Source organism: Xenorhabdus sp. KK7.4 (assembly GCF_963876465.1).
Classification (GTDB): Bacteria; Pseudomonadota; Gammaproteobacteria; order Enterobacterales; family Enterobacteriaceae; genus Xenorhabdus; species Xenorhabdus stockiae.
In genome coordinates, this window is record NZ_CAWNQF010000084.1 from 17,898 (window position 1) to 32,121 (window position 14,224).

The following is a 14,224-nucleotide window of genomic DNA, read 5'->3' on the forward strand; positions in this document are numbered from 1 at the left end:
ATATGGGATTAGGTGATGAAATTATTACCCGGATTGCCCGGGTCGGGGCGACCCATGCCCGGCCGCCCCTGCCACCCGGTGGTGGGGCCAGAGGGCCGGCCGCCGCACGTCAGGGCGACCCCATCCAGCATAAGAGCTTCTTTGGTGCCCTGATGGGGGCGGTAGCCGGTGCCCTGATTGGTGCCGCGATTTTCGGGGCCGTGGGGTTACTGGTTGCCGGCACCGGCGGGTTAGGGGCAACGCTGATTGTGGCCGCCGCCGGCAGCGGATTAACCTATCTGGCCAGCGATGCCATTGCGGCCGCCAGCTCGGCCGTCACGGACTTTATCGACAGCTTCGGCCCACCGGACGGGGTATTGAGCAGTGGTTCCGGTAACGTCCTCATTGAAGGCAAACCCGCAGCGCGGGCCACCATCGATATGGCGGCATGCAGCAAACACCCGGCACCGCCCCTGATAGCACAGGGCAGTGAATCCGTGTTTATCAATGGTCAGCCGGCGGCGCGGGTCGGCGACAAGCTGGTCTGTGGGGCGGCCATCAAAGGAGGCGCGGGCAAAGTCTTTATCGGCTCCGGTCAGGGGACTTACCTCAAGGTTGAAGAAGAGTTCTCCGGCTGGCAGCGGGCATTACTGGTGGCGGTGGAATTTCTGGTGCCCCCGACACGCGGGCTGCTCAAAGGGGTCGGCAAACTGCTGACCAAAACCGGACGGCAGGCGCTGCTGGCCGGCGCAAAGCTGGGGGCCAAAAAAGCCGGCCATGCCCTAAAGGGCAGGCTGATTTGTGCCAAAGCCGCGTTTAAAGCCAATAAAGGGGTGAAACGTTTCACTCAGGCCACCAAAAAATTCTTCACAGGTGACCCGATAGACGTGACCACCGGCAACCTGTTTGACCAGCGCACCGAATTTGAACTGGGCCAGACGATACCCCTGACCTTTACCCGCAGCTGGTCACCGGGAAGCCGAGGCCTGCTTGGCGAAAACTGGCTGGATAACTTCTCCGAAGCCGTTATCGTGACCGGCGACCGGGTAGAAATCCTGACACTGGAAGGGGCCTCCCTGCACTTCGCCCTGCCCCAAAGCGTTGACCACAGTATCAATCCTGAGTACCCGGAATTTACGCTGAGCCGGCAAAAACAGGGCTTCGTGCTGACAGAACGCAATCAGCCGGTCAGAAAATACTTCACCCAGCCGGAACTCTCAGTGACGACCGGTACACAGCGCTGGCAACTGTCTGCCCTGCGTGACTGCAACGACAATACCATCGGGTTTCATTACAATGCGCAAGGCCAGCTGCATCGGGTCACCCACAGTGACGGCCCGGCGCTGGTATTGCTGTACCGCGAGGATGGCCTGCTGGCTGATATCCGCCGCAGCGACAGTGGTCTCAGTGACGTGTTGGTGCGCTATGACTATCACGACAATGGCTGGCTGGCAGAAGCGGACAGTACCCAGCAATTTCACCTGTTCTATGAATACAATGGTCAGGGACTGATTAGCCGCTGGTCAGACGGTGACCAGACGGCCGTGGATTATGTGTATGATGCCCAGGGACGCTGCATTGAAAGTGTCGGTAGCGGAGGCTATTACCCCGTCCGGCTGGACTATGAAGCCGGTATTACCCGTTCCACCACACCACAGGGCCATACCACCACCTGGCATTATAATGCCGGACAGCAGGTCACTCAGGTCGAAACCCCATGCGGTCATGTCACACGTTATAAATATGATGAATGGGGCAACCTGCGCCAGCAGATTTTGCCGGAAGGGCAAATCCTGACGTTAGATTATCTGGTGGATACCGGGCTGGTGACAGCCTTTACTGATGCCACCGGTGCAACCTGGAAATATCACTACGATGAGGCTGACCGCCTTATCAGCATGACCGATCCCCTCGGTCGTGTCTGGTGGCAGCAATACAATGATAAGGGTCAGGCCGAATGCTTTATTGCTCCGGACGGCAGCAAAACTACGCTAACCCGCAATGCCTTCGGGTTGGTGACGAAGGCAGAAGATGACGAAGGCAACCAGCGAAACTGGGAATACGATGACCATCAGCGGCTGACCCGGCTGTTTGATGAGGAAAACCGCAGTTTGCGGCTCAGTTACGACAGCCATGACCGGTTGCAGCGACTGTCATCAGGCGGCGGAGCCTTATGGTTGTGGCAATATGACCGCCATCACCGTGTTGCCTTAAGTGACCGTCCCAACAACAGTCTGGAGCGCTTCCGCCATGACCGCCATGGTAACCTGACCCGGTGGACAGATGCCCGGAGCGTGGAATGGCAGATTGAATACGGCCCGTTTGACCTGCCTGTCGGGCGTGTCGACGGAGAAGGTCACCGCTGGCAGTACCGTTATGATCCGGACAGCCTGCAACTCGTTGAAGTGATTAATCCGCAAGGGGAAAGCTACTGTTATCAGCTGGATGCCGACGGACGAGTGACAACGGAGACTGATTACGCCGGCACGCAGTGGCATTATACCTATGACGGTAATGGCAACTGTACGGAAAAACGGGATGCATTGAATAACGTCACCCGCTATGACTATGATGCCGCCGGGCGGGTGGCCACGATGCACACACCGGAAGGCAGTACCACTTACGCTTACGATATTCTGGGGCGTTTGCTAGAAGTTATTTTGTCCGACAGTACACCGCTGATGTTCGAATACGATGATAAAGATCGCATCGTGAGAGAAACGCAGGTACACGGCGGCATCCAGCGAGATTACCCGGGCAGCACTACCGTCGAAAGAACACTGCTTACCACAGATAATCAGGGCTGGCAGGCAAAAGCCGAAGTCAATAACGTCGGTGAACTGCGACGAGTAAGTTTCAGCAGTGAACACACTCTTAGCCTTGAACGGGATGACGATGGGCGTGAATGGCACCGTCAGTCAGATAAAGGTTTCATCCTGCGTCAGGAACATTCCCTAATGGGGCAGTTAACCGCACAGCGTGCCGGGCGGAATACCGAATTTTTTGAAGCCCATGAAGTCGCTGACATTCCGCAACCGACACTGGCGGGACTGGACAAGGAATATCGCTACGACGCGGCACTGAATCTGGTGGCTGCAAACGATGAGCGACAGTGGTTACGTTATGTTGTCAACGGCAACGGGCAGGTGACTTCGATCAGCGACCGGGACCGCTTGCAGGAACATTATCAGTATGATGTCTCCGGTTACCCGGCACGTCGTTTTGACGGTTTGCATCAAATTGACAGTGAACGGCTTTACCAGAAAGGACATCGGTTACGACAGCTCGGTCAGCATTTATTTGAATATGACGATGCCGGTCGCATGACCGCCATGCAGCTCTGGCAGGAAGGCCACCGTGCTCACCTCACCAAGTTCCGCTGGAACAGCCAGAATCAGCTTATCGGAGTACAGACGCCGGGTGGCCAGCAATGGGACTATCGCTACGATGCCTTCGGACGGCGCACCGAGAAAGCGTGTGAACGCTCGGGCGAGCGCACCACATACCTGTGGGATGGGGATGTCCCGGCGGAGATTAGGGAGTACCGCCACAACCGGCTGCACTGTATCCGGCATCTGGTGTTTGATGGCTGGCAGTTGCTGGCACAACAGGTGCAGTTCTTTACTCTGAACCCGGAAGACCGTACTGAACTGCTGGGCGGAAAAATCCAGACCCAGTATGCGGTGTGCGCCCCGACCGGGGAACCGCTGGCGCTGTTTGATGAAGCCGGGCATCGGGTCTGGCGGCAACCGCTGCAAAGCCTGTACGGACTACAACTAGGGGCGGCCGGTGAAAATGTGGAACTTAATCCGGGGTTAAAATTTGCAGGTCAATTTCTCGACGAGGAGAGCGGGCTGGTCTACAATCGATTCCGGTATTATTTGCCTGTGGCTGGGTGTTATTTAACCCCCGATCCGTTGGGAATACGGGGTGGAGAAAACATTTATATATATGGCTCTAATCCATGTACTCAAATTGATCCATTTGGGCTAGCGGCAAGTGATTATCCTTGGAATCAGCAAAAAATTAGCTTTGGAGAATGGTTTGATAAAGCATCAGTAGGCGATGTTACTGCAGCAATGTCTAATAAAGCTGTTAAACCAGGGATAACAGATGCATTACGTAATGGCGGAGGCGCTCATGAATGGTTCCCAGTATCAATGGCAGCTAAGTCTAAAGAATTAGGCTTTAAATATAGTGAGTTATTGGAGCTTTCGTCTCCACGTTCAGATGTATGGTTCCAAGGTGTTCCAGATCCTAAAAAGCCCGGTGTCTTTTTAGAAGGGCCACATTCCACCGGTGCTAAATTACCTGCTGGGCAATCAGGTAGGGCGAGTTCTAATGGTCATAAAATTTTATTTGCACAATTAGAGAACGCCAAAACAAAAAGCGAAGCAGTAAAGGTGATTCAATCATTTGCGAAGCAGTATGTAAAAGATGGTGCGCGTCTTATGAGCCAAATAAATTTTAGTGCTATAAAATGTTAGGAGTATTAATAATGAGTCAAAAAACCACATATCCTATAAGTATATGGATTGGTACAGTTGATAACAGATTTGATGACTATATAAATCAAGATGAGTTTGGTGAGGAATGCGGTTTTTGCCAAGATATAGGACAAGAATATGATGTTGATACCTTCTCCACCTATTTTGTTGATAATCCTATAAATATAAAAGAAATAATTGATGAAATTCCTTTCAGTGAGTCATATGAAAATGAGCTATTGGTAAAATGCAACGAATTAAATATTACCAATGCTAACTGTTATGTATCAATACTAGATGAGTCATTTGAATTTGAAGAAAAAAATAAAGATTTTTGTGGGTTAAAGTTTGTCGGTGTTTTCAATTACCAACTTCCAGATATTTGGTATGAAAATAATATAATTTAAATTAATTATAGAGGCTGAGTTGATATTATTTAGCCTCTATTTTTGTAACTAATTACTCTATTTTACGCCAAGAAGATTATGGTCAGGCATCATCATAATAACATGATATATAGTGGTAAATGTGGAAAATGACAACTGAGAATAGAGTGCATTTATGGATTGGAAATAATTTTTCCTCTGAAGACGAATATATAAAATATTTTGAGTTGGATTATTCTGTTGAAGGTAATTTTGATGATCCTAATTATAAACTTTGTCAGTTTTGTAAGGACGTTGGTCTTCAATGGTATGAAGATGATTTTATAGGAATAATTCCACGCTACGATGAAAGTGTTTCTATAGATGAAATTTTAGTTGATGCTGCTGTTGATCAAGATGAATTTCAATCAATAAAAGACATATGTGAGAAGTTAGGAATAAAAGAAGCAAATGCCATATTTTGGTATCAAGATTCAGAACTACACATAAATCCCCCATATAAAGAACAATACAATGATATGAAATATATAGGATTATTTAAGGGTGATTAATTTATTGAGCGATGGCTATGATGAGATGGAAATATTAAATTGGAACAAATCATTAAATGAATCTTTGATCAAAAAAGAACTCATGGAGTGGGTTAAAAATGAACTATAAAAGTAACTCATTCATAAATATATTTTTGTGGTAGTTTTAATAACGCTAGCATGATTGCTAGCGTTATTTTTTGACTATAGATTATATCCAACACCACCATCATAAATTTTGAAAAGGACGACAATACATGATAAATCCAATACAAAACGCAATCACTTTTCCGGAAGGCTGGTTTCTTTTCATTAATGGTGAGATCCCCTTCTATTGCGATCATGGATGCACTGTCACCGATTTTTCGGAGGCAGGAAACCTAATCGGTTATAATAAAAAAAACGGAATCTACTTCAAATTCGCCTATGAATCCTCTGAAATCAGCGGGTATGAACCTCTGCCGGGAACCTATGTTCTGACCATCAGAAAATACAATTACACCTACAATTCCGGTTATTATGGCCGTTGTGTTTATGCGGAAGTGAAACAGACCCAATGCCCGAAAGAGTTTAAAAATATCATGACGGATATGCTAAAAATGTCGGCGGAACAATCCACGTTTGAAGAAGTAAAACGACCGAAATCACAGGGAGAATGCACACCTCAGTTACAGCAATGTATTCAGGATTTTTTTACTGGCGTCAAGAAAGATCGCACGGATGAAATCATGGCCTTAATCAGGTCTCCCACGAATAAAGACGAAGAGGACGATATTCGTTATCTTCGTGAACTGTACTGTGGGAGCTATGAAAGCCCCTATCAGAGAGATGATTTAGTTAAAAGTGAAATACATAAAAAAGTCGTCTCAGAGATCTACCGCTATTTTGACTCGCTCGATAAGACAAGAAAACTGGAAAATGGCCGGGATCTTTTTTCCTTTCTTTTCAGTTCAAAAAAATATGATATCAGTATCATTGTGCCTAAAAATGTGAGCTTATGTGATGTGTTTATGAATATGAGCTATCTTCAGGATGAAAAAATCATGTGATAAAACGTCAGGAGACTTTTATTTTCTGGTTTGGCCTGTATCAATAGAAAGATCAGGCCGATAACTAACCCTGCCAAATAACACTGGAACTGTCAATTGTTGACACCAGAGATTAAAGAAGTACTCTCAATGATCGCTTTATTAACCCAGGTTAATTTAAAATGGAATTATTGGTATAATTCATAGAAGTATCCTAAATTTTTTGCGATGTATATTATCTCTTTATTAATGGAAAATTAGAAGTGTATTTATTCCAATATATATATAGAAACACTGTATAGATTGTAATTATACAGATAATAAACCATAACACACTTGAATATATTTTTATGTCGAGTGATTTATAGAATTGTTTGATGTCATATGAAAATTCATTTTAAACCATGAACATAAAAACGGAAAAACAGCCTTAAAATAGCAATGGTGTAAAAATTTACCCTACTGGATAGAGACAATTTTTTCATTGCCAATATGAATCACTCATTTACTTAGTTCATTATGGCATTGCACTTAACAAGCGAATCAAAGTATTTATATTTTAATGCGTTATTTTTAATTCCATTATAACTTAACCAAGTAATAACAATTTTCTTATTTTTTGATAAATAAAAGAAATTTTCATTTTTAAAATATCAATAATACTGTATACGTATTATTGAATATGTATAAGATAGAATCTTCTGGTTTATATGATAAGTGAAGTATGCAAATTAGATTTTATCAAAATCATCTATTCATAGGTCGTCATTTATACTAAAAAAACATCAGGTAGGTAAAAATTATCGTATTGTTTTTTAATGAAAAATTCATCCTATGAAATTTTATAGCTAATTTATTTTCATAAATCGATAGTTTTCTATGTTCTATGGAAATAATAAGCAACCAGAAAATTGCGAGTTAGTTACTAACGCTGAAAAATATTTCACTTTTCTGCAATATCGCTATGAAAGGAAAAATTATGTCGTCCGAAAAGTATCTAGTTGTTAATCCATCCAACTATATTAGTCATTCAGCCTATATACCATCATCAAAACCAGAAACCCAAAGAGCCATTCTGGCTGCCAGCTTAGCTAATGGTAAATCAATTATAAATAATGATTTACGTTGTCTGGAAACCAATACAATGAAAGAAGCATGTCGTAGTATTGGAGCCAAAATTATTGAGGAGCCAGGACGGCTAATTATTTATGGTACTGATGGGAAAATTAATCCTAAGAAAAAAGTTATTGAAGCACTCGGTTCAGGATTAGTTTTCCGTGTAATGACGGCTCTAACCTGTCACAGTACAACTCCAGCTGTAATTTCAGGTGATACTATTCTCAGAACCCGTGTCATGGAACCTTTACTTGACGCCCTTATTGAGCTGGGTGGAAACGTTTCCAGTATTCATATGAACGGAAAAGCCCCTTTCGTCAATTGGGGAGGGTATTCTGGTGGTGAATGCGAAATCGAGGGAAATATCAGCTCTCAGTTTATCACGGCAATTTTATTTGCAGCTCCACTTGCTCATAAAGCCACCACAATTAAAATTAAAGGAGAAATTCTATCGTTATCATACATTCAACAAACATTGGAAGTTCTGGCAATATCTGGTATCAAATTTCAACACAATGAAAGCTTCTCCCAGATTACTGTATTTCCTGGACAGTATAATTCAGCTGAATATACTATAACAGGTGACTACACTTCATGTTCTTACCTTGTTGCTGCAGCAACTTTGTTTCCGTGCGATCTAACACTAAAAAATATTAATAGTAAAAGTTTACAAGGTGAGCAGGCCATCCTAACATTTGTTGAAAAAATGGGATTAGAAATTATTCGGAATGACCAACGAAATGAAATTCGCTTGATTAATAAAAAAACACAACTAACTGGAAATTATGAATTTAATGTTAGTAACTGCCCAAACATCGTCCCTACTCTAGCTGCATTAGGCATTTATGTGCATGGTTGCTTCAGGGTTATTGGAGGATCTATTACTCGTCTCCATAAATCACCTAGAATAAAAGCTATGGTAAACGAATTAAAAAAACTAAATGTCAATATTCAACCTCTATTTATCAATGGAGTGTATGATGGATTTGAAATATATGGTGCCCCATCCTATTCTGGAAATTGTATACTTTCCAGTTGGGGTGATCATCGCATCTTCATGTCTTTATTTGTGGCATCATTACGTTGTCAAAAACCCAATTATCTTGATGGATATGAAGATGTTCATTGTTCATTCCCCAACTTTTTTAAAGAATTTGAACAATTGGGAATAACATTCCAAGAAGTTATTCATAATTATGAAAAAGTTGAGTAATGTATTTAAATTTCATTGTGGTTCTCATTATTAATCATAAAGGCATTGATATGAACATCATCACGCAGATGAATGAACAAGGCTATATTGTAATTCCAGAAGCAATAGATAAAAGAGAAATTAACATCATCAGAGAGTATTATAAATATATAACAGAAAAAAACGATTTATCAACACTGCTTCCAACAGATATACTTAAAAACACTGATATTTTTCATGCTATTTTAAAAAATAAAATAGTTACAGCTATCAAAGATATTTTTGGTCGCGATTTTTCTTTATTTCCTAATTTTACTATCCGAGAAAGTATCTACATTCCCTGGCATAATGATGCATACTTTCTACCTGATGAAGTAATAAATCCTAAAACTCAATTGCAGTTTATGCAATGTGCTATCTATTTGCAGGATAATGACCTTGAACATGGTGGAGGGATAACATTAATTCCTTTCTCTCATCGGCTGGATCAAGCAACTGTGAAAAACATGCTGAATACGCCACAGATATACGAGAAAGTTATCATGAGCAAGGCTGGTGATCTTATCTTATGGGATAACAGAATAACTCACAGAAGCACTTACCCGGATAAAACACCAGATAACACAAAACTGGCTTTACAATGGACTGTGTCTGCGTCAGGGCAGCATAACGAATCATATCTACAATATCTTCGGGATCGTGCACAACGCAGTATGCATGTTTCAGATTATTTACCGAAAAGCCCAAAACCTTATTTTGCAGATATGCCCAATGTCCAATATCCGGATTCATTTCATCAGGATTCATTAAGAATGATGAAACAACAAAATATACAATTCATAGGATTATGAGAGATGTCACATTCAAACAATGTAAATAAAGAGAATGGAGCATCTTATATACTCAGGCAGTTGCGCCAGTTGAATGCCTTTCATCTCTTCATGGTGCCAGGAAAACTCATTAATACATTTATGAAATGCTATCCAAAAGATGACGATTCAGTATTGGATATTTTTCCTGTTCCTATAGTAACAGCCTGCGAAACGGGTGCTGCTTATATGGCCGAGGGGTATGCTCGTGTTTCTGACACTTTTGGTATTTGTCTGGTAATTGGTGGTCCTGGTGTTACAAATACTCTGACAGGCATAGCTTCTGCCTACACTGATAATTTCCCTGTTTTACTCCTGACAGGGCAAATTTCTTCAGCAATGGAAATGCATAATGTTTTGCAGGACAGCACGCTATCCGGAATTAATCAGAGAGAAATTTTCTCTCCTGTTACTCGTGCAGCGTTTGATGTGAAGGCTGGTCAGCCACTCAGTCGTTTTCTGAGAGAATCACTTCGAGCAATGAAAGGCACTGAAAGAGGTCCTGTTTATCTGGGAGTAAGTAAAGAAGTTTTAAACGGACATGATGAAAATCGTCCCGACATCAGTATAAGTATTACTGATTCTTGGAAGAATCGTCCGGTAGATATCAAAAAAATCCGTTCACACGAATTTAAGACGTTCATTAGTAAAGCTCGTAACTGTATCATCCTTGCAGGACTTCGGAGTAAAACTCCTGAAACAGCTGATACCTTGTTAGCATTTGCAGAAAAATACCATTTTCCGGTAGCAACTACTCTAAGTGGTAAAGGACTTTTTCCAGAAGACCATCCTCTGTCACTCGGTATTTACGGCTATTCAGGTAATCCCCGAGCTATTGAAGCATTCAAGGATCCTAAGTTGGAAGGCATAATTTTGCTGGGAATGGATACTACCCAGTGGAGTACTATGCTGTGGTCTGCCGAATTGAAAAATTCTGGTGGCACGATCCAAGTTGATACTAATCCAGAATATCTTGGTAAATATCTGGATATCACTTGCGGGATTGTTGCAAACAGCAGTGCATTTTTAGAAGCCGTTGATACTCATTACCATAATATTCTTATTGAAGGCAGTTTAATTCGTGAAAAATGGATACAACAAAATCTTAGTACAGTTCCGAAATGCCTCCCGATTGACTTTAGCATCACTGGTGATAAAACCAGACATCCTGCGTCCTATATCAGTATTCTTCAAAAATATTTCCCGCTAAATGGGATAGTCAGTGTTGATTCTGGCGCACATAGATCATTCTTTGGCCATTATTGGATCGCTCGCAGACCGGAAGAATATATATCAGCAACTACTCTTGGTCCTATGGGCTGGAGTATACCTGCGGGTATAGGAGCTAGCTTTGCAGCTCCAGACAGAAAATGCATGGTTATCACTGGCGATGGTTGTATGCTAATGCAGGGGATGGAGTTAGCGACTGCATCAAAATATCAGCGTAATATACTTTTTGTGGTCTTTAATAATACCTCTTATGCAGCAAGCTACTTTAATAATAAAGATAACAGAGCTGATCTGACACAAATCCCTGATTATGATTGGTGTCAATTGGCTAAGGGATTAGGATTAAACAGTTTATGTGTGAATTCTCCCGAACAATTACTGGAATTTATTGCTGAAATTATGCAACAAAATAGCCCATTTTTATTGGAAATAAAATGTGATAGTCAACACGCGACACCAAATGAAGAATACAGCAAACGCATAAAAGTGCTTCCACTCTTATGAAGGCTAAAAGGTATGAAATCAAAATTAATCATTATTAATTCGTGCGTGATACTGGTATTAGGATTGTTTTCTATAGACCTCTATAATCCTGCACTACCTATAATAAAAATCGCACTGTCTATTACTAACAATCAAGCACAAAGTCTTGTTGTTTATTATCTAGTTGGCTTTGCTATATCTCAGATTTTTTATGGTCCACTTTCAGATAAATACGGTCGAATTCCTATCATTGTATTTTCTTTATTATTTTCTGCCGTTGGTAATTACCTGACTTCTACAGCTGAATCATTTCACACTCTATCGATGTTCCGACTTATAACCGGTATTGGCGCCGGTGGATGTCCAGTTATTAGCAGAGCTATACTCAGTGATACTTTCAGTGATAAAACCGAATTAACCAAATCACTGGCTATTTTTTCGATGGCATCACAAGTTTCACCTGCTTTTGCGCCTATTATTGGTGGATATATTACAGAATATTTTCCGTGGAAATTTAATTTTATAATTCTCTCTATAATGATGCTAATAGGTGTTTTTTTTGTAAAAATGACGCTTCCGGAAACATCTCCCATGAAATCAACAAATAGTGGCAGGATAACTGGTTTTAAGATTCTGTTATCTGACGTTAATTTTATTGTGTATAGTGTTGTGTCTGCCGTTTTGTTTGCCATTACCATCGGGTATTTTACTGCCAGCCCTTTTATTTTTCAGACACAGTTTAATTTATCCTCGTCACAGAATGGATATCTGTTTATGATTTATTCTGCAGGAATTGTACTGGGTTCATGGATAACGAATAAATGGCTGTCACACTCTATACCTGAAAAAATTCTTAAAATTTCTCTGCCATTATTGCTTTTTTTTACAGCAATAGCTCTTGTTTTAATTAATCTCACTAACGTACTGTCAATTATATTTATCACTATTTATAGTTTTTCGGTAGGACTAGGGTGTGGCTTGTCTTCCCCGCTACTACTTGGAATAAGTTTACATGGGCATCCTGAATTGTCTGGAACTGGCAGTGCATTACAGGGTGCATTAAAAATGGCCGGAGCCGCCATTGTATTATGGTTTTTCTCCAGTGGGCATACAACAACTGCAGCCGGTTTAATGTGGGGACTTTTCACACTAACTCTAATTTGTTTTATCTTAATTGCTTTTACCCAATATAAAACATCCAAAACAGGACATCAGTGCTGATAGTAGTACAACCAAAATTAAATTCTCTTTTATACTGATTGAGAGAAGGTGAGAATATGAATCTTGGAATAGCAGGCCGCTGGGCTATTATATGTGCAGCCAGTGAAGGTTTAGGATTTGCCTGTGCAGAAGCATTGGTTAGAGAAAATGTGAATGTCATCATTAATGCACGAAGGTCTGAACAACTGAAAATAGCAACTCGGCAGCTGAAAAATATTAATCCCTCAGTGATAATAAAATGGGTATCAGGTGATATAACAGAACCAGAAACTCAGCATGCTGTTCTGAATGCATCACCTGTTGTGGACATTCTTGTCACGAATGCAGGTGGCCCTCCAACAGGTAATTATACCGACTGGAACCGCGACATATGGTATCAAGCGATTAATACCAATATGCTTACACCGATTAGTCTGATTCAAGCAGTTATTGATAAAATGCTTAACCGTCGTTTCGGACGTATTATTAATATTACTTCAGGAACAGTGAAAGCTCCTCAAAGTGAACTGGGATTATCAAATGGGGCTCGCGGAGGATTAACTGGATTTATCTGCGGCATGGCAAAGTCTCACTCTCTAGTGAGTAATAACGTCACTATAAACAATTTACTACCCGGAGCTTTCAATACTAATCGTCTGAAAAAGACATTCATACAAAAAGCAAAAAGATGTGGAAGTTCACCGGAAAATATTGCAATGCAACGTAGTCAAAACATCCCTGCCGGAAGATTTGGTACTCCAGAGGAATTTGGTGCATATTGTGCTTTTTTGTGTAGTACCTATGCAGCTTATATCACAGGCCAAAATATTCTTATTGATGGTGGTGCTTATCCTGGTTTGTTTTAATGGAGATAATATATTTAATATCAATGCTCATACATGACAACCATTAATAAATTATCGCTATGACAAATGTCATATATGCAATTAACTCTAATTTCAATAATAATGTTTAAGATATGACCAAAAACATTATCCATTTCCAAAACAATATAAATTCATGGCTGTCAATAATTTCCCAATGATCGATGGAGCTATATTTCACACAAATTATAAACAGAACCGTAATAATAGAAATTTAGCGTTGAATTTATAAATTGAACTCGCTAACATTTGAACCAGATAATGGATATACAATCAATATTAAGATGTTATCTGTTGATATAAACAAGATTAGCCACGCTCATCAGTCTGTCCATAAATTATATCAAACAAATCAAGATTAGTATTAATATGATATTTATAAGGTCGTTTTTAAAAGAGGATAGTTTAATGTTAAACAAAAAAGAAATTGAATTTTATAAAGAAAATGGATTCTTAGTTGTTAAAAATCTTTTTGATTCCAGAGAAGTGAAAAAAGGAATTTTAGCAATTGAAGAAATACTTTCACGAAGCGATGCAGATAAAATATCTGAAAAGGAACCAAAAGATAGTTCTATTGTAAGGCGCATTTGGTCACCGACACAAAAGCAAGTCTGGGGAGGGGGTATTCTTAACATGGCGGCAAGCTCCGTCGGGTGAACGGAATTTGATTAAATCAAAGTGCCGGATAAAAAACCAGCACTTTGTCAGTAATCTGAAAAGAGGTGGAAAATCCACCTCTTTTCAGACTGCTGACAAACCGCGTTGAAAATAACGCGGTTTGTTGCTTTCATTATAAATCCTTATCTTTCGATTTTTCCTGCCTCATCCCTAAACAATCCT

General features: G+C 41.1%; 10 protein-coding genes. All 10 read left to right on the plus strand.

What is annotated here, in order from left to right; genetic code table 11:
* The first annotated feature begins 2 nt into the window (after positions 1-2).
* The gene (locus AACS90_RS14815) at positions 3-4,466 is read left to right on the plus strand and encodes an RHS repeat-associated core domain-containing protein (RefSeq protein ID WP_241538306.1); all 4,464 of its coding nucleotides are present in this window, start codon (positions 3-5) and stop codon (positions 4,464-4,466) included.
* Between the two features lie 11 nt (positions 4,467-4,477).
* Positions 4,478-4,873, plus strand: a complete 396-nt coding sequence (locus AACS90_RS14820; protein WP_167450508.1) for an immunity 22 family protein — start codon at positions 4,478-4,480, stop codon at positions 4,871-4,873.
* Between the two features lie 128 nt (positions 4,874-5,001).
* A complete protein-coding gene (locus tag AACS90_RS14825) occupies positions 5,002-5,403 on the plus strand; it encodes an immunity 22 family protein (protein WP_099123215.1) in 402 nt (133 codons plus the stop codon).
* Between the two features lie 236 nt (positions 5,404-5,639).
* Positions 5,640-6,431: a hypothetical protein gene (locus AACS90_RS14830; RefSeq protein ID WP_099123208.1), complete on the plus strand. Its 792-nt coding sequence runs from the start codon at positions 5,640-5,642 to the stop codon at positions 6,429-6,431.
* A gap of 958 nt (positions 6,432-7,389) precedes the next feature.
* Positions 7,390-8,739: a 3-phosphoshikimate 1-carboxyvinyltransferase gene (gene aroA / locus AACS90_RS14835; RefSeq protein WP_099123209.1), complete on the plus strand. Its 1,350-nt coding sequence runs from the start codon at positions 7,390-7,392 to the stop codon at positions 8,737-8,739.
* A 50-nt stretch (positions 8,740-8,789) separates the two neighbouring features.
* The gene (locus AACS90_RS14840; RefSeq protein ID WP_241538307.1) at positions 8,790-9,569 is read left to right on the plus strand and encodes a phytanoyl-CoA dioxygenase family protein; all 780 of its coding nucleotides are present in this window, start codon (positions 8,790-8,792) and stop codon (positions 9,567-9,569) included.
* Between the two features lie 3 nt (positions 9,570-9,572).
* A complete protein-coding gene (locus AACS90_RS14845; protein ID WP_099123210.1) occupies positions 9,573-11,321 on the plus strand; it encodes a thiamine pyrophosphate-binding protein in 1,749 nt (582 codons plus the stop codon).
* Positions 11,322-11,333: 12 nt separating this feature from the next.
* Positions 11,334-12,521, plus strand: coding sequence for a multidrug effflux MFS transporter (locus tag AACS90_RS14850; protein WP_099123211.1), 1,188 nt, complete (start codon positions 11,334-11,336; stop codon positions 12,519-12,521).
* A gap of 56 nt (positions 12,522-12,577) precedes the next feature.
* Positions 12,578-13,366: an SDR family oxidoreductase gene (locus tag AACS90_RS14855; RefSeq protein WP_099123212.1), complete on the plus strand. Its 789-nt coding sequence runs from the start codon at positions 12,578-12,580 to the stop codon at positions 13,364-13,366.
* A 426-nt stretch (positions 13,367-13,792) separates the two neighbouring features.
* A complete protein-coding gene (locus AACS90_RS14860; protein ID WP_099123213.1) occupies positions 13,793-14,041 on the plus strand; it encodes a hypothetical protein in 249 nt (82 codons plus the stop codon).
* The last annotated feature ends 183 nt before the right edge of the window (positions 14,042-14,224 follow it).